Origin of the sequence: Pseudomonas syringae (assembly GCF_021605415.1) — a bacterium.
Classification (GTDB): domain Bacteria; phylum Pseudomonadota; class Gammaproteobacteria; order Pseudomonadales; family Pseudomonadaceae; genus Aquipseudomonas; species Aquipseudomonas syringae_S.
In genome coordinates, this window is the sequence record NZ_WKEQ01000012.1 from 42,927 (window position 1) to 60,864 (window position 17,938).

Here is a 17,938-nt window from a genome sequence, read left to right on the forward strand (position 1 = left end):
TAACCAACTTTCCCGAGCTCTAGTAATATGATGTCACTTCAATATTAAAATGGAATCACTACTTTGTAATTTGATGGCAAAATGGAAGCATTTTAATATTGCAAGAAGTGGAATATGATGGCACCGCTTCGCCATCGGTGGCGGACAGGAGCCCGGTTCTAAGCTATTAAATTTGGCTTGGTCGGGGCACGCCATAGACATATAATTACGGGATGTTCAATGCAGACGATCATTGTTCGGTACTTCGAGACCGTGATCGATCAGGCGTCAGGAAAAGAGATTTCCAGACTGCTTGGAAGTGAATCCTACGAAGGTATTCGTGAGGCGCTCATCCCTGGCCTACCCATGGCGAAGGCAGGGAAGACGCCGCCTCCAGTCTTCGTCACCAAATGCTTCTCAACCTCCCAATGCCACCGTTGGGAATTGGTGTCGGTTGCCAGTACGCCGGCCACTGGCGACGCTCCGGCTGTTTTCACGATTTTGCTCAAGTCTGTCGATATTTCCAACGAGGTGTTCCTCTATCAGACTCTGAAGAAGGACAAGAACCAGACGTTGAGTAAACTTGTGTGGCCTGGCACGTTGGTCGAGGTTGATTACGGCTTCGTTCAGCATACAGGGCGCACGGATGCGAGTACGAAGACCAACAAGCGTTATAGCGATACGCTCCTGGCCGGAGAGATGTACAAGCGTCGACTTGCTGTCGTAGTGAAAGTGGTATCGAGCAATCTGGTTCAGGTCGCTCCCGTGACATCCATCGCTCCATCGGCTGGCGACAAATCGGTCTTCCAAATATCGCAGGTCACTTTGGATCGGATGCCGCGATATAAATACAGCGGAAAGTCCAGCTATGTGTTGTGCGGCAGGACGGAATCTGTCTCTATTCAGCGTCTGTTGCCGCCTGTGAGCTTCGGTACGAGCATCCCCTCGCGGAACGTGCGTTACACGATTAGGCTTTCAAGAGGCGAGGAAAAGCTTCTCAAAGCAGCACTGATGCACGCGGTGGGCGTCACCAACCATGTGCCTCACAACCAATTCCTGCAGGAAAAACTTAAGGCCGACCAGCTCCAGCAGGAAGTTGAACGTCTCAATCTAGAGCTCGGGACATTCCGTACTGCCCTAGAAGCGCTAACGACAGTCGAGAGAATGGCAAAACGGTGGGCGTCGGAGTGGGAGCTGGACTATGATGAAGACCTTGGGATCCAGCGGGAAATGGATCGCGCTTGAGTTGAGTCAGATTAAGTTAATATTTTGTCAATTCGATTGACACGTACCGCACCTTTTCTCTATAATTCGCCCACATGGTCGAGCTAAGAGTGCAGGACTCCACCTCGGCGACACGGCTAAAACCGTCTCCTGTGAAAGTAATATGTTCAAAGAAACCGCCCCCTAAAGGCGGTTTTTTTGTGCCTGTTTTTCAGCGAGCTATGCCTTTTGGGGCGTTATGCGATGTAGCACAAGCTGGTCTAAGCGGACTCAGGTGGAGGCTCTGCATACTTTTCATCCTCCCCCAGCACGCTCTCAATTTCGAAGCGAGTGTCGAATCCTGGGTAGGCCCCGTTCACATCATCTAGGATGGCATTCACTAAATGCAGTGCATCAGCCATGGTGGGTTCTAGCATGCGATGCATCGGCAGCGGAATCCTGTGGAACCGATGCAGCGGATTCAGGCAATGAGTGAAGTTACTGTCTCTCATCGCTCCCCACTGGCCATGGACGAAGCCCGAAGCCCAGCCATAGTACCGGTCGTAATCGTCCTTCGTGCCTGACTCCTCTGCCAGCCGACGGAGGTCTTTCCCGCACCAGTGGCCCAGATCAATCTCCACGTATTCCTGGAAGTAGTCCTCGTTCGCCAAGGCTTCCAAGGCTTCCTGGGTCACGAAACGAGGCTTCTGACCAGACATCTCCTCATGCTTAAGTAGAGCTAACTTGGCTTGGCCAGCACCGTATGAACGGAATTTTTTCCACATCTCGTCATTGCCGCGCCGTACCAAATAGGCCAGAGATATTCGACATTCTGTAAGGGCGCGAAGCAGCAGCCTGCCTGTAATAGCAGAGTTCAACGGGCCCACGCTCAACTCGACCAAGCAGGCCAGAGCAAAGAATCCGAATCCAAAAACACCATCATGTTTTGGATTCAATGCGGTAGTGCTTAGGCTATTGAACCAGTGTTCCAGCAGAGCTTCCCGAACATCGTTGATCGCCTTGCCGAGGACTTTTGAGTCATGGGTGGACTTGCCTCTTGCCTTCAATGGGGCTGGCAAGCAATGGGTATGCTCCAGCGTGTAAGCCCAGAAAGACTCGGGCCACGGGTTAGGTTCTTGATCAGGTTTGAGGCTGGTTACAGCCATTTCCATCGATCTAATGGAGGGGCGAACAGATCTCATATCCCCACGATTGGGATAGTCGATAATTTCCTGAACCTGCTCCCTCATGCCCTCAAATACAAAGAGCTCACCTAGACCCAGCTTGAACAGTACGCTTAGCCAACGTACATCCGTGGCCGATTGTGATTGATGATCAAATGTTTTTTGTACAGCTTGTCCAAGGGTCTGCCAGTCATCATCGGTCGGTTCAACGGCAATTGCGGCCTTCCACCACGCCAAGCCTGGTAAATTTTCGAGCAGTAATAGTGGGCGTAAAGCCTGCACGCCTGCGGGGCAGCGCAGCACGCGAGAAGCCAATCCGTTGAAAAGCTCTCTCGGCTGATTTGGCAGGTCTGAATGGCGGAGTGACCAGCCTCGTGCCTTCTGCTCCTGCTCTTCACCATCTTCCCGCCGATAGCGGATGCCGATGGCGGCGATGTCCCGGAAAGCATCAATTGCCTCCTCTCGCGGGAGGACAGTTATGACTAAGCAGGCCCAAAGCATCTCTGGAAGGCGATCACTGGCCCAGGAAGAGAAACTCAGGCCAGATATCTGCATGAAGGGAGGCACTAACGCTTTACCGACCTTTTTGTGGTCGGCCAGCGGCGAAGTAATTTTTCCTGGTCGATAAGGCTTTTTCTTTTTAGACATGAGCTCTTCCTTGTTTCTATGATCTGTAACCCCTGCCAATTTGCACTTGCAGACCTAGCTGGTCAGTCTTCCGAAATGCTCAAGCTCACGACTCAAGGTCGTGCGGTTCCTCTGCATCCTCCCCTTTGTCGTAATCGTTTTTCCAGTGATTGATTTGAGGCTTATTGTTTTTAAGCCACACGAACCCTTCGGATCGACGCCAAGAAGCGTGCCGGTTCCCCCCGCCTGGCCAAGCTCCTCGTTCCGCGACAAAAACCCACACACAGGACAGCCCATCGTTCTTAAGGAATGCATCGAAGAGCTCCTGGTCGAGAAACGCATGCGAGCCATCACCAGGGCTTCGACCACTAACAAAACAAGGGTTGCCGGAGTTGTCTACGTAAACATTCGGATCGTCATGGTGAGGAACTAGGCCAAGCCTGTGAGCTAGCCAAGGCGCGGGTATAAGCGCTTGAGCTCCTTCAGGGAGAGAGGCGTCCAAGTGCGACTCCCAGTAATATCGGTAGCATGGATAGGCAATTTCTACCTCCCCAACCTTGTGGAAATCCATGGCCGACCATTGCTCTTGATCCCACACAGACCGCCATGGAGCCTCCAGAAGATAACCGGCGCCCGTCGCCTCACGAGTCGAGTAGCGGTTAACATCGATGTCCTTTTTGGCAAGTAGATATTTGATGAGCCTTTTCTCATCTCCTTGCCTCACGATCACTGGCAGCAGGAATCGCCACTCTTGTTTCCTGAGCCCATGCTCGCGTTTGGACTTGTCCTTGTAGTATTCGGACACTGAGCGGTGTTCATGCAGAACCATCCACCTGCGGCCTTCGGAATCCTCTCTGGCGATGAGGCCTTTCATGCTCATAGCGGGATCCGCTTCGAATGGCCACTTGCCCAGCTCCTCTTCAGAGGTTTGGCGCATCAATATCTCGTGCTTCTGGATCGATCTCCCCCGGGTAGGCTTCGCGTCATCGGTTAGCAATACCGTTGGATCTATGTCTCGATGGAAACCAATGTCTACTGGGCCAGCGTACTGGCGCGATCCATGGGAAGCCCTCTCGGACATCCAGTTGTTGTCGGCCAGACTGCAGAGAAGCTCATCCAGAGCAAGCCACTGGTACTTCTTGCCTATTCGCTCGCCGGCAGGGCGCTCGCGGCCATGCGCATGGCGAAAGCTTTGATCATGAGGAAACAGCTTGCTTGTCCAGCCGTAGCTATAGGCTCGCTTGGCAATCCAGCGCTGTGCCGATGCAGTATTTATAAGTGGCCGCTTTTCAGGGCGGGTCGTTGAGATGCCAAAGCGTGGTTTGTATTCCTTTTTGTACCTCAGCTTTTCAGAGGGGCTCAGAACAGAGAGCAGCAGAGCTTCACATTCCATGAAGTCCTCTAGGCTCTCGTCCGGTTCATCATCTTGGGCACGGTTCAGAAGATTTCGAAAGGGGTTGGGACTGAACGCATGCATCAACCGAAGTATCTCAACCCTTTCCGCGCAATGGTTGATCACCTCCTGTTTAAACCGCTCATAGATCTCGGATGAGGTGAATGGCTCAGGTTGCTTCAGGGATACGTTCAGGAAAGAGCTGACTCTCGGTTCTATTTCGTAATTTGCAAAATCACCCATCCAGCCAGTGCAAGAGCGACTGATCTGTGAGTCTCCGGCCTGAAGGGCAACCTTTTTTAGCGCCTCTTCGGTGACGGATAGTCGAATTGCTTTCGTTGCATAGGGGGGGCGGGCTTTCCCAACATCAATACTTGCCGGTAGGCAGCCACGAACATGGGCCAATTCGATGATACCTAGTGCTGAATCCCTCAAGAGTATCGACGGTGGGACGATTTCTTGGTCGAAAACGGATTTATAGGCTACCTCTGCGAAGGCGGATAACCGTTCATTACTCAGATCTTTGCAGCAGGAACCGTAAGCGGCGGCATGAAGCCGTTCATGGATATATAGGTCATCAACGGTGTGGAAATCCTCACATAGCTGTTCATACAGGCTTGGGTTGCGACGCAGGAGAGCGGCGATGGCCTTGGTCGCTTTGTCTCGTAGTTCCCTGAAAGTGCTCGAGGTGAACCAGGTAAGGGTTATAGAACAAAGATGTTGAATTTTGGGATCTGTTTGGTCGCTCTGTTCATGTGCGCTCCAGTCGATCAATCGTCTAGCTATGCTTCCCTCTTCCATGGAAAGTTCATTGATTTGGCGAGTCCAGAATTCATCGCGTTTTGGCATCTTCATACTCAAAAGCTTCTTGTGCATAAACTTTGCGTTGCAGGGATGATCTGGGTTGGCGCTCAGCTGAATGATTACATCGAAGTAATTGTTGAAATTTGACTGAAATGCATCATAGATTTCTATGGTTCGCTCAGTAAACGCTTTGTTACTACGCCATTTTAGACTTTCGATGAAAGATTCACGAAGATCGTAATCATTAGCCCAAATGTTAATGTCACCGGGTAATAAGTCTAAAAGTTCTTCGCCAAAGCGTTCAGGTAGTTGTACTGCGAGAGCCCCCGCCAATCCAGCCCATTCCCAGTCTAGCTGCTCGTCGTTATGAATAAAGCTAAGTGCACCGTTCTCCAGCGCCGCTGAAGGGGCATCGATGTTTTTAAGTAATGCATCTGCCATCAGGTGATCTTGCAACCGCTGGAAGCTGAATCTAATGATGTCTTCCGGGTAGCCAAACAGATCATCTTCACTGGCTTGAGGGTTTGGGTCTGTTCGGAATAGACCATTTCTATGGAGCACTTCAAGCCAGCTGGCATCTGTTGGGGCAGGATGACCACTAAATTTCTCAGCAATGATCTGCATAGCCTCGGTTTGCGGAACGAAGTCCCGTCGCTTGGCGGCCATTTCCAAGGCTATGGCTGAAAGAGCTAGTGTGGTGGGTTTTACAAGAGTATCGGAGCCGTCTTGGCCAACCCCTAGGTTGCGTGCAATGCTTCTGAGATAAAAAAGAAATACTTCTTTGGTGCCAGATAAACCTTGAGGGAAAAATTTCTTGCCATCTTTTTGAAGAGCGATACAAGCACTTCGTAAAAAAAGGGGGTTCACGAATTCTGCAGATAGCCATGGACTGTTAGGCTGAGATATTCCGCGTTTCCCTAAGTAGACTTTGGCGGCTCTCGACTGCTCTTTGGGTGTCTCAAAGCCACGAACTTCAAATGACGGTAGGTTTGTGAGTAATGACTCAGGAATTACAACTTTTTTGTACTCAGTCCTGCAACTAATTACCAATACTAAGTTGCGATATTTTTCAACTCTGGCAATGAACTCAGCCAATTCACTGTGCCAGAGTTTTCTTCCTGCGCCTTCGTTGATGGCGTCGATTAAAATTAAGCCTCGTTTACCTGTGGCCTCAACGGCAGCGCTCAGAGTTTGCAAGAATACATCGGCAGTAATATTGCCTATCTCTAAGCGTGTCGTAATTTGATGCCAAACATTATCGTTTGAGAGATGCTGGCCCAAAATTAAGATAGCTTTTCTATCTCCTGAAATAGCCTGCTGGGCGATATTGCCAAGTAGATGAGACTTCCCAGTACCTGCTTTTCCGTATAACAAAATAGTGCGAGAGTTTTCGCTGGAAAAATATTTATTTTCTAGCAGTGAGCTGAGCGAGTAGGCCTCACTACTGATCTTGCCAAGCCTGTACTCCAAGTTGCTAGAATCTTGGTCGTGCTCATTTTTTAATTTGCTCTTGCCTTCTTGGGCTTTCCGTTTAAGGTCGTACAGTTCGTATACATGATTAGAGATGTTGTTCGCGCACTGTAGGCACTCCGCAATAGGCCATGTGCTCCACGGATCTGAAGTGATAGTTAGCGCCAGCGATTCGAGTTTTTGCGCTTCACCTCGGATTTTGTTCGTAATGCTATTGCTCTGATCGCCTAATAATCTTTCAACTTTTTCAAGGTCTATAGCGTCACGGATTTTGGCGATTTGATCGTGAACTTCAGTAATTATAACTTGGTCGTGAAGCGCGACTTTGAATAGTCGCTCAATACTTACTTCAACATGATCATCCGGGTGGTAGCGCTCTTCCAGTGATCTAACAGCAAGATCAATCTTGTCTTTAAACCAGAGCTCCGAAAGCTCAACATCTCCAAACCAAAAATTGCGGAGACCTTCAGCGTTTGGATGGATCAGACGGTCGGTTATATCTGAGGCTGTCCAAGTGGTGAACTCTACTTGATTACCCTTCGGGACAAGTTTCTCCCATTTGGCCTTATGGGTGTCCCAATGCTCCCACCCTGTTTTTCCGCCGCCTTGACGGCCTGTTTTATGCGTCAGGTCACAAGGCAGGGCGACTACATATTTGGTTAACGATGGATGAGACTCAAGCGCACTCTTTACCGAGTCGTCGATATTGGCCCAATTAATTTCGCTGGACTTTAAATAGTATTTTGCTTGGTAGCCGATCTCACTTTTGTCTTTAAGCAACCAATAAGCCTCGATTCCGCCGTCTCCACCGGCTCCCTCAATTCGCCTGAATTCTGCGCCAGCGGCTTGTGGTTCACGCCGGGCTAGCTGGCAAATGAGTTCTTCGAAAGCGAGGCGCTGTCCTGATTCCATGCCCCTGATGCGTCTGTAATCCATGGGGTGTCCGTTGCATGAGCTGGTTGGTGGCAGAATGCCTCGGCGGAGTGTATCCGTTTCCAGGGCATAGGGCTGAGCGCCACTCTGGCTAGGCGAATCCATTGAAAGTCCCGCAAAGCCGCATGGGCAGCGGACTTCAGTTAACTCGCTAATTTGTATGAAGAAAAGATGGACATGTATTCTCGAAATGTGCATAATTTGAACTGCACATAAGTGATATTGCCTACAGACGTCGAAACACGCTGGATTGGGCAATATATGGGGGGCATGAAAGGGCTCGGCACGCCGTTCAACCTCACCGAAGGCGCCGCGCTGCTGAGCCTTATCGGTCGCCTGACCGGTTACACGCCGCGCTGGTTCACCTATTTCATCGGTGATGCCCACGTCTACGAAAACCACTTGGACATGCTCAACGAACAGCTCAAGCGCGAGCCATTCGCCATGCCGAAGCTGAAAATCTCGGATCGCGTGCCGGAGTTCGCCAAGACCGGCGTTTACCAGCCGCAATGGCTGGAGTTGGTCGAACCGAGTGACTTCTCACTGGAAGGCTACGAGCATCACGCGCCAATGACCGCGCCGATGGCGGTTTGATCGCTCGATCTCGCGCTCACCTGATCAGGCACGCCCGACGTTAGATCGAGCGTGCCTGCGTCCTCTCAACCCGTTGGGTTGCCTATGCCAAATCAGTCTAATCGACCTGTCATAACTGACAGTGCCGTTGCCTTGCCGCGCGTGGTTATCTGACGTTTTCGACCGAGGAGACGTTCATGGCACACCTCTCAATGTCATCAGGGGAAGGATTTTGCGGCGCTCCGAACCCGGAGGTCAGCCCGGCCCTGATTTCCGACGTCACATCGCCGAGGGTGGTGAGCGATTTCGATGCGCCGCTGATTCACTACTACTACGCGGTAGAGGACAAATACTTCGGATTTGGTGCAACCGAGCCGGAAGGTGTTGTGATCCCGATGGAAATATTCGAGCCCGGTTCGCCCTTTCGTAATGCCGTGACCGCATGGGTCGATCCGCAACCAGCAGAAATCGCCCTCGGTGATGAGATACGCGTGGACTGGACGCCGCTTGATGGCTCAGCGCCGTTTCAGTCGCTGCCGATGGCGGTGGACAGCAAGGAGCATTTTATTCTGGTGGGTATCCCGGACGCCGTCATCAGCGGTTTTGAAGGGAAAACGGTTGAAGTCATTTTCGTCCATCTGCCGCAATCCGGTGGCGCCAGGCCTTCGCGATCGCGGTTTGTGTACGTTGCGCCTGCATTGGGCAGCAAGCCGCCACTGGAAGTAGAAGGTGTGGTGAATGGTGTGCTGCAGGCTTCGGCGTTTCCCGACGGGATCAAGGTGAGTGTCGCGCCCATTGCCAACATGCGCGCATATAACGCGATGGAAATCCTGTGGATTCACGAGCCGGATCACTGGGTCGAGCGCCAGCGCCGGATCACGGTGTCAGCGCAGAAAACCACGGAGTTTTCGGTTGATCCGGCGGTGTATCAGTCCCATGTCGGTCGTCGGGTGACGGTGCTGTACCGGCTCTACCTGGGCGCCCGGTTAAGCCCCAATTTCTACTGGAATCCGGGCGCGGTCGGCGAAGTCAGCTTCGAAATCATCTAAACACCCGTGTAGGCGCTGCCGCAGGGGGCGTATCAATGGCCATGGCTGCGACCGACGTGGGACGGTTCGTTTTCGCTCGCTACAACGCCGCCGCTCACTTCCAGCCGCTGCAAAATCCCGCAATGGTCCGCATCCGGCCCTTCGCCGCAGCGTTGGCGCAGGTCGAGCAATTGCGTCTGCAACGCGAGCAAGCCATCGATCCGTGCCTTGACGTGGAGGATGTGTTCGTCGATCAGCGCGTTCACGCTTTCGCACTGATCCTGCGGGCTGTCGCGCAAGGCCAACAGGCTGCGAATTTCTTCAAGGGTCATGTCGAGGGTGCGGCAGTTGCGAATAAAGGTCAGGCGCTCGGCGTGGGCCTGGGTGTAGACGCGGTAATTGCCGTCGCTGCGGGCCGGTTCCGGCAGCAGGTTTTCGCGTTCGTAATAGCGGATGGTTTCCACGGCGCAGTCGGTCAACTTCGCCAGTTCTCCGATCTTCATGACGGCCATCTCCAGAAACGGTGCTTGACCCTATAGTGGCTACAGGGTCTTTACTTGGCAACAGGCACCTTTATGGACGCGACCGATGAGCGATTCACTGCACACCCACAAAACCGGCGGCGGGCACGATCACAGCCACAAATTGCAGCCTGTGCATAAGCACGACCATGGCGGCGATAGCTGCTGTGGGTCGAACGTTGTTGCGCCTGCGCCCGTCCAGACGAGCGAAGGCGCCTGCTGCTCGTCAAAAGCCGCTGCGCCGTCGCTGGTGCAACTGAGCGAAGCGCCCAGCGCCGACGCCCGGTTGAGCAGTTTCCGCATCGAGGCGATGGACTGCCCGACCGAGCAGACGCTGATCCAGAACAAACTCGGCAAACTCGCCGGCGTTCAACAACTGGAATTCAACCTGATCAACCGCGTGCTCGGCGTCACCCACAACCTGGCGGACACCGCAGCCATTATCGAGGCGATCAAGTCCCTTGGTATGCACGCCGAACCGATGGAGGCGGGCGTTGAAGCCCCCGCCGCTGCACCTGAGCGCAAACCGTGGTTGCCACTGGCGCTGTCCGGCGTCACGGCGCTCGGGGCGGAAGTCATCCATTTCACCAACGCTGCGCCCAACTGGGTGGTGGCGATCGTTGCGCTGGTGTCGATCCTCAGCGGCGGCCTGAGCACCTACAAAAAGGGCTGGATCGCCCTGAAGAACTTCAACCTCAACATCAACGCGCTGATGAGCATTGCCGTGACCGGTGCAATCCTCATCGGCCAATGGCCGGAAGCGGCGATGGTGATGTTCCTGTTTACCGTGGCCGAGCTGATCGAAGCACGCTCGCTGGATCGCGCGCGCAACGCCATCAGCGGCCTGATGCAGATGAAGCCGGAACAAGCCACGGTGTTGCAGGCCGATGGCAACTGGATCGAACAGGACGTAAAAGTTGTCGATCTCGGCGCGCGAGTACGGGTTAAACCGGGTGAGCGCATTGCCCTGGACGGTGAAGTCGTCGCTGGCAATTCAACCATCGATCAGGCGCCGATCACTGGCGAAAGCCTCCCGGTGGAAAAAACCGTCGGCGACACAGTCTTCGCCGGCACCATCAACCAGGCCGGATCGCTGGAGTACAGCGTGACCGCCGCAGCAAGCAACTCGACCCTGGCGCGGATCATCCACGCCGTTGAACAGGCGCAAGGCGCGCGGGCACCGACCCAGCGTTTCGTCGATCAGTTCTCGAAAATCTACACCCCCGCCGTGTTCGTCCTGGCATTGGCAGTGGCAATCATTGCGCCGCTGTTCATGGGCGCAGTGTGGTTCGACTGGATCTACCGCGCGCTGGTTTTGCTGGTGGTCGCATGCCCGTGCGCACTGGTGATTTCCACCCCGGTGACCATCGTCAGCGGTCTGGCAGCCGCCGCGCGCAAAGGCATTCTGGTCAAGGGCGGCGTGTATCTGGAGGGCGGGCACAAACTCGACTTCCTCGCACTGGACAAGACCGGCACGATCACCCATGGCAAACCGTTGCAGACCGATTACATCGCGCTCGATCCGACGGCCGATGCCACGGCGCCGACGATTGCCGCCGCGCTGGCTGGCCGTTCCGATCACCCGGTGTCGCTGGCCATCGCCACTGCGGCTGTGGACAAAAAGTTTGCGCCGCTCACTGTGGATAACTTCCAAGCGCTGGCCGGTCGTGGCGTGAAAGGCGACATCAACGGCCAGACTTACCACTTGGGCAACCATCGATTGGTTGAAGAGCTGGGTCTGTGCTCGCCGCAACTGGAAGAGAAACTGTTCGCGCTGGAGCAGCAGGGTAAGTCTGTCGTGCTGCTGCTCGACGCCTCCGGTCCGCTCGCGCTGTTCGCCGTGGCCGACACAGTTAAGGAAACCAGCCGCGAAGCGATCCGCCAATTGCACGACCTCGGCGTGAAAACCTTGATGCTCACCGGCGACAACGCTCACACCGCACAAGCGATTGCGGCGCAGGTCGGCATTGATGAAGCCCGTGGCGATCTGTTGCCGACGGACAAGCTGCAAGCCATCGACGACCTGTATGCCCAGGGTCACCGGGTCGGCATGGTCGGCGACGGCATCAACGATGCGCCAGCGCTGGCCCGCTCGGAGATTGGTTTCGCCATGGCCGCTGCGGGCACCGATACCGCGATTGAAACCGCTGATGTCGCCCTGATGGACGATGATCTGCGCAAGATTCCTGCATTCATCAGCCTGTCGCGCGACACGGCGAGCATCCTCAAACAGAACATTGCGTTGGCGCTGGTGATCAAAGCGATCTTTCTTGGAGTAACCTTCGCCGGACTCGCCACCATGTGGATGGCGGTGTTCGCCGACATGGGCGTGAGCCTGCTAGTGGTGTTCAACGGGTTGCGCCTGTTGCGCAAATAGAAGAGAGGGACGGTTGTGCTGAGTGCCGAGCTGAAGGCGTTTTACATGGTGGCCCGCCTGGGCAGCATCACCCTGGCGGCCAAAAAACTCGGCCTCAGCCAACCGACCGTGACCACGCAGATCCGCAATCTGGAAAGCCAGTATTCGGTGGAACTGTTCTATCGCGGCGGTCGCCGCCTTAGCGTCAGCGACGAGGGCGCGCGATTGCTGCCGATGGTCAAGACGCTGATGCAGCAGGAAGCCGATATCGAATTTTTCTTGCGCAACAGCGGCCAGGTGCAGGGCACATTGCGCATCGCCGCCACCGCGCCGTATTACATCCTCGATCTGGTGAAGACCTTCCGCGAGCGGTTGCCGCAGGTGGAGGTCTCGGTGGAAATCGGCAACTCCCAGCAAGTGCTCGAAGCGCTGGAAGATTACCGGGTGGACGTCGCCGCCTCGTCGCAAATGCTCGACGATGCGCGGCTGATTCGCCGGGTGCTGGGCACCGATCCGCTGGTGCTGGCGGTGCATCGCAATCATCCGCTGGCGGCGCACGACCATGTGGCGCTCAGTGCCTTGGCCGGGCACACCTTGTTGATGCGCGAAACCGGTTCGACCACGCGGCGCCTGACCGAAGAATTTCTGGCGAGCGCCGGGGTGAGTTCCGGCCCGCTGCTGGAGATCGGCAGCCGCGAATCGATCCGCGAAGCGGTGTTGCGCAACATCGGCATCAGCATCATTGCGCGACAGGAAGTCCCGCACGATCCGCAGTTGCGGGTGCTGACGCTGGAGAATGCACCGCAGCTTCCCGAGTATCTGTATTGCCTCAAGGAGCGAAAAAGCGCCCGGTTGCCGGCGGCGTTTCTCGGGTTGGCGCAGGAAATGTCCCCGGCCTGAGATTTTGGGTGTCTGTGCCGGCCTCATCGCTGGCAAGCCAGCTCCCACAGGTTTCTCTGGTGGTCAGAGAATCCAGCCTCACTGCAAAACCCTGTGGGAGCTGGCAAGCCCTTCTCCCACAGGGCTCTCTGGTGTTTGGCGAACCCAAGTGCACTGCAAACCCCTGTGGGAGCTGGCTTGCCAGCGATGGCGGCAGTTCAGGCGATGCATAACCTCAAATCTGCCAATACCACTATCAGAGGATTTTGCCTCACTGCCACATGACGGACGCATTACAACCCTAGGATGGCCTGCATCTGTTCGATGAGGCCTGTCCATGAACCGCGCAATTGCCACTGCCCTGACCCACCCCGGCGCACCGATGAAAGTGCGCCACGTGCACAAACGCTTCGGCGCCTTCACCGCGCTGGATAACGTCTCCCTCGATGTGGCGGCCGGTGAGCTGGTCTGCCTGCTCGGCCCCTCGGGTTGCGGCAAGACCACGCTGCTGCGCTGCATCGCCGGGCTGGAGAAACAGGACAGCGGCGAGTTGTACCTCGGTGACCGCGATGTGTCCGGCCTCGCGCCCCAGGCGCGGGACTACGGCATTCTGTTCCAGTCCTACGCGTTGTTCCCCAATCTGACCGTCGAAGCGAACATTGCCTACGGACTCGCCGGCAGTGGTCGCGACGAAGTGCGCCGTCAGGTCGGTCAGATGCTGGAATTGGTCGGCCTCATCGGCAGTGAGAAAAAGTACCCCGGCCAACTCTCCGGCGGTCAGCAACAACGCGTCGCGCTGGCCCGCGCCCTGGCGCCAGCCCCTTCGTTGCTGTTGCTGGATGAGCCGATGTCGGCCCTCGATGCTCGGGTGCGTGAGCATCTGTGCACCGAGTTGCGCCAATTGCAGCGCAACCTCGGCATCACCACCCTGATGGTCACGCACAATCAGGACGAGGCCATGCTGATGGCTGACCGCATTGCCGTGATGAACAACGGCAAGGTTGAGCAGTACGCCACGCCCCAGGAAATCTACAACCGCCCGGCCACGCCGTTTGTCGCGGAGTTCGTCGGGCAGGGCAACTGGCTGCCGTTCCAGCGCAGCAGCGACACCCACGCCCGGGTTGGCGGCATGGATTTGCGTCTGGCCGACGGCAGTGCCAGCAGTGCTTCGGGCCGACTGTTTTGCCGCCCGGAGGCGATCAACGTCAATCCGCTGGTGCACGAAGAAAACCTGTTCCCGGCCAAGGTTCGTGAAATCACCTTCCTTGGCAATCGCTGCCGCATGAGCTTCGAACTCGATCACTTGCCCGGCCATGCGCTGCTTGCCGAACTGGCGCCAGAAGCGATGCCGCGTCTCGGCGCCCAGCACATCATGGTCGCCCTCCCGCCGCGCAGTCTGCAGGTGTTTGCCTGATGAGCGCGAACCTCGCCCTGCCGCTACCGCACAAGCAGGCGCGGCCAATGTCCCGAGCCGAAGTCGGCGACCGGATCTTTGTGCTCGGCGGCAAAATTCTGCTGCTGGTGCTGCTGGGTATGGCGGTGTTATTGCCGTTGCTGGCGATCTTCTGGCGCGGTTTCAGCAGCGAAGCCGGGCAGGGCGGTGGCTGGCTCGCTGCAAAAGAACTGGTGACCAGCGACAACTTCCACTGGTTGCTCGGCAACAGCCTGAAGGTTTCTCTCAGTGTCGCGGCCATCGTCGTACCGCTGGCCTACCTGTTTGCCTACGCCTTGCAGCGCACGCTGATTCCCGGCAAATCCATCTGGCGCGGGATTTCCCTGTTGCCACTGATGGCGCCGTCGATGCTGCCGGGGATTGCTCTGGTGTATCTGTTCGGCAATCAGGGCCTGTTGCGCGGCTTGCTTTCGGACAACATCTACGGTTTTTGGGGCATCGTGCTGGGTGAGGTGATCTACACCTTTCCGCATGCGCTGATGATTTTGCTGTCAGCGCTGTCGCTGGCCGATGCGCGATTGTTCGACGCCGCGTCGAGCATGGGCGCCAGTCCGGCGAAGGCGTTTCGCAGCATCACCTGGCCGGGGACTCGCCAAGCCGTGTTTGCTGCGTTCTGCCTGGTGTTCACCCTGACCATCACCGATTTCGGCGTGCCCGTGGTGGTCGGCGGCGACTATCAAGTGCTGGCGCTGGAAGCCTACAAAGCCGTGGTCGGCCAGCAACAGTTCGGTCGCGGCGCGTTGATCGGCATGGTGCTGTTGCTGCCGGCCCTGTTCAGTTTCGGTGTCGATGCCTGGTTGCGCCGCCGTCACGGTGACTCGATGAGCGGCCGCGCTCAAGTGTTCAAACCGGCGCCGTCGACAGTGCGCGATGGGTCTTATCTGGCGATCGTGACGTTAATCAGCGCAGCGCTGTTGCTGGTGTTCGGCATGGCGGTGTTCTCGTCATTGGTGAAATTCTGGCCGTACAACCTGTCGCTGTCGCTCAACCACTATCAATTCAACGAAACCGCCGGCGGTGGCTGGCTGGCCTATGGCAACAGTCTGAAAATGGCTGTCGGCACCGCGTTGATCGGCAGTGTGTTGATTTTCACCGGCGCCTATCTGATGGAGAAAACCCGCACCCAGTGCGGCCTCAACCTGACTCTGCGCATGCTCAGCTTTATTCCGATGGCGGTGCCGGGGCTGGTGCTGGGGCTGGGTTACGTTTTCTTCTTCAACTTGACCGGCAACCCGTTGCACGTGCTGTACGGGACGATGACGCTGCTGATCGTCTGCACCATCGCTCACTATTTGACCACCGCGCAAATGACCGCGACCACCGCGCTGCGCCAACTCGACGCCGAGTTCGAAGCCGCCGCGCTGTCGCTCAAGGCACCGCTGTACCGCCACTACCTGCGCGTCACCGTGCCGATCTGCCTGCCGGCGCTGCTGGACATCGTGCGCTACCTGTTCGTGTCGGCGATGACCACGGTTTCCGCTGCGATTTTTCTCTACAGCCCCGACACCATCCTCGCAGCGGTGGCGGTGCTGAACATGGACGACGCCGGCAACGTGGGCGGCGCGGCGGCGATGTCGACCCTGATTCTGTTCACCTCGGCGGGCGTGTCCCTGCTGCTGGCGTGGGCTTCGCGCGGCGTGCTGCGCCGTTCCCAGGCCTGGCGGCAAACCGCGCCCGGCCACTGATTCCAGCAACCCCACTTCAACAACGACAGGAAACCGATCATGTTCAAGCCCTTGGCCCTGGCCGCTGCTGTGCTCGCTACGTTCAGCCTGAACGCCTTCGCGGCGAAAACCGAATTGACGGTGTACACCGCCCTCGAAGCCGAACAGCTCAAGTCCTATAAAGAAGCCTTCGAAAAGGCCAACCCGGACGTCGAGATCAAGTGGGTTCGTGACTCCACTGGGATCATCACCGCCAAACTGCTCGCCGAAAAGGCCCGCCCACAGGCTGACGCGGTGTGGGGGCTGGCGGCGTCGAGCCTGGCGATTCTCGATCAGCAAGGCATGCTGCAAAGCTACGCGCCGAAGGATCTGGAAAAAATCGGCGGCAACTACCGCGACGCCGCCAATCCACCGGCGTGGGTCGGCATGGATGTGTGGGCGGCGACCATTTGCTTCAACACCGTCGAGGCCGAAAAACAGGGGTTGAGCAAACCGGTGAGCTGGCAGGATCTGACCAAGCCTGAGTACAAAGGCAAGATCGTCATGCCGAACCCGGCGTCGTCCGGCACCGGTTTTCTCGACGTCAGCGCCTGGCTGCAAACCTTCGGCGAGCCGCAGGGCTGGGCCTACATGGACGGCCTGCACCAGAACATCGGCCAGTACGTTCACTCCGGCTCCAAGCCTTGCAAACTGGCGGCGTCGGGTGAATTCCCGATCGGCATTTCGTTCGAGTACCCGGCCGTGCAGCTCAAGCGCCAAGGCGCGCCGCTGGACATCATCCTGCCGAAGGAAGGCCTGGGCTGGGAGATCGAAGCGACCGCCGTGATCAAAGGCACCCCGCATGAAGAGGCGGCGAAAAAACTCGCCGACTTCTCCGCCAGCACCGAAGCGATGAATCTCTACAAGGAGAACTTCGCCGTGCTCGCGCAGCCGGGCATCGCCAAGCCGCAGACCGAATTGCCCGCCGACTACGAACAGCGTTTGATCAAGAACGACTTTGCCTGGGCTTCGAAGAATCGCGACGACATCCTGAGCGAATGGCGCAAGCGCTATGACGGCAAGTCCGAGAAAGTGGCGGCCAAGTAAGAGTGGTATTGGCTCCATGGGGCCCATCGCTGGCAAGCCAGCTCCCACAGGTTTCTGAGTGATTACAGTATTAATGTACACAACCAACCTTGTGGGAGCTGGCTTGCCAGCGATGGCGGTTGTGAATTCATCCCGGGGTTGGCCAGGCAAATGTTGCCACATTGCTGGAGGAAATCTGATGCAGGGTCACGAGCAGGTCATCGCCGAGGTCTTCGGTTTGTATGAGCGCTTCGGCGCCAACGATTACATCGGCGAACCAGTGTCGCAGATCGAACACATGTCCCAGGCCGCCGAATGGGCCATGGCCGAGGGCTTCGATGATGAGGTGGTGCTGGCGGCATTTTTCCATGACATTGGCCATTTGTGCGCCGAAGGCGCGCAGAACATGGGCGGTTATGGCGTGGTCAGTCATGAACGGCTGGGGGCCGATTATCTGCGTCGCGCCGGGTTCAGCGAACGGCTGGCGCGGCTGGTGGAATATCACGTGCAGGCCAAGCGTTATCTGACGCTGAAAGATCCCGGGTATTACGCACGCTTGAGCGAGGCCAGTCGGCGCACACTGGACTATCAGGGCGGAGTGATGACAGTCACTGAGGCTGAAGCATTTGAACGTGATCCGTTGTGTGCGGTGAGTTTGCGCATGCGTCAGTGGGATGAGTTGGCGAAGGAGATGGACGTGGCGGTGATGGATCTTGGGGTTTTGAAACAGAAAGCGCTGCGATTGTTGGCTTCATAAGGCTACAAACCAGGTTGCTGCAATCGCTGGCAAGCCAGCTCCCACAGGT

Annotated in this window: 11 protein-coding genes and 1 pseudogene; 9 read left to right on the plus strand and 3 right to left on the minus strand. The window is 56.4% G+C overall.

Annotated features, from left to right (window positions below; translation table 11 throughout):
* Positions 1 to 219: 219 nt before the first annotated feature.
* Complete coding sequence (locus tag GIW69_RS10975) at positions 220 to 1,224, plus strand: hypothetical protein (RefSeq protein ID WP_150636968.1); 1,005 nt, start codon at positions 220 to 222, stop codon at positions 1,222 to 1,224.
* A 239-nt stretch (positions 1,225 to 1,463) separates the two neighbouring features.
* Here the strand turns inward: GIW69_RS10975 and GIW69_RS10980 are convergent, their stop codons facing one another.
* Together GIW69_RS10980 and GIW69_RS10985 are read right to left on the minus strand one after the other, a co-directional pair.
* Entirely contained in the window at positions 1,464 to 3,014 is a 1,551-nt protein-coding gene (locus GIW69_RS10980) for a DUF5677 domain-containing protein (protein WP_150636966.1), read from the minus strand.
* Between the two features lie 85 nt (positions 3,015 to 3,099).
* Complete coding sequence (locus tag GIW69_RS10985; protein ID WP_236482419.1) at positions 3,100 to 7,596, minus strand: P-loop NTPase family protein; 4,497 nt, start codon at positions 7,594 to 7,596, stop codon at positions 3,100 to 3,102.
* Between the two features lie 273 nt (positions 7,597 to 7,869).
* Between GIW69_RS10985 and GIW69_RS10990 the strand changes: the two are divergent.
* Positions 7,870 to 8,187, plus strand: a pseudogene (locus GIW69_RS10990) (thymidylate synthase); the annotation flags it as partial.
* 176 nt (positions 8,188 to 8,363) lie between these two features.
* On the plus strand, positions 8,364 to 9,215 hold the full coding sequence (locus GIW69_RS10995) for a hypothetical protein (RefSeq protein WP_236482421.1): 852 nt from the start codon (positions 8,364 to 8,366) through the stop codon (positions 9,213 to 9,215).
* Between the two features lie 32 nt (positions 9,216 to 9,247).
* Here GIW69_RS10995 and cadR read toward each other — a convergent pair whose 3' ends face one another.
* Positions 9,248 to 9,697 (minus strand): Cd(II)/Pb(II)-responsive transcriptional regulator, encoded by a 450-nt coding sequence (gene cadR / locus GIW69_RS11000; protein WP_236482423.1) that lies wholly within the window; start codon positions 9,695 to 9,697, stop codon positions 9,248 to 9,250.
* A gap of 85 nt (positions 9,698 to 9,782) precedes the next feature.
* On the opposite strand from cadR, the gene GIW69_RS11005 reads away from it, so the two are divergent.
* The 6 genes from GIW69_RS11005 (at position 9,783) to GIW69_RS11030 (ending at position 17,889) form a co-directional block, all read left to right on the plus strand.
* Positions 9,783 to 12,092 (plus strand): heavy metal translocating P-type ATPase, encoded by a 2,310-nt coding sequence (locus GIW69_RS11005; RefSeq protein ID WP_236482425.1) that lies wholly within the window; start codon positions 9,783 to 9,785, stop codon positions 12,090 to 12,092.
* 15 nt (positions 12,093 to 12,107) lie between these two features.
* Complete coding sequence (locus tag GIW69_RS11010; protein ID WP_236482426.1) at positions 12,108 to 12,971, plus strand: LysR family transcriptional regulator; 864 nt, start codon at positions 12,108 to 12,110, stop codon at positions 12,969 to 12,971.
* 316 nt (positions 12,972 to 13,287) lie between these two features.
* The gene (locus tag GIW69_RS11015; protein WP_236482428.1) at positions 13,288 to 14,364 is read left to right on the plus strand and encodes a putative 2-aminoethylphosphonate ABC transporter ATP-binding protein; all 1,077 of its coding nucleotides are present in this window, start codon (positions 13,288 to 13,290) and stop codon (positions 14,362 to 14,364) included.
* Positions 14,364 to 16,088, plus strand: coding sequence for a putative 2-aminoethylphosphonate ABC transporter permease subunit (locus GIW69_RS11020; RefSeq protein ID WP_236482430.1), 1,725 nt, complete (start codon positions 14,364 to 14,366; stop codon positions 16,086 to 16,088). The genes GIW69_RS11015 and GIW69_RS11020 overlap by 1 nt, the downstream gene beginning before the upstream one ends.
* A gap of 39 nt (positions 16,089 to 16,127) precedes the next feature.
* Positions 16,128 to 17,153, plus strand: coding sequence for a putative 2-aminoethylphosphonate ABC transporter substrate-binding protein (locus GIW69_RS11025; RefSeq protein ID WP_236482432.1), 1,026 nt, complete (start codon positions 16,128 to 16,130; stop codon positions 17,151 to 17,153).
* A gap of 178 nt (positions 17,154 to 17,331) precedes the next feature.
* Positions 17,332 to 17,889, plus strand: coding sequence for a phosphonate degradation HD-domain oxygenase (locus GIW69_RS11030; protein WP_236482434.1), 558 nt, complete (start codon positions 17,332 to 17,334; stop codon positions 17,887 to 17,889).
* Positions 17,890 to 17,938 lie beyond the last annotated feature (49 nt).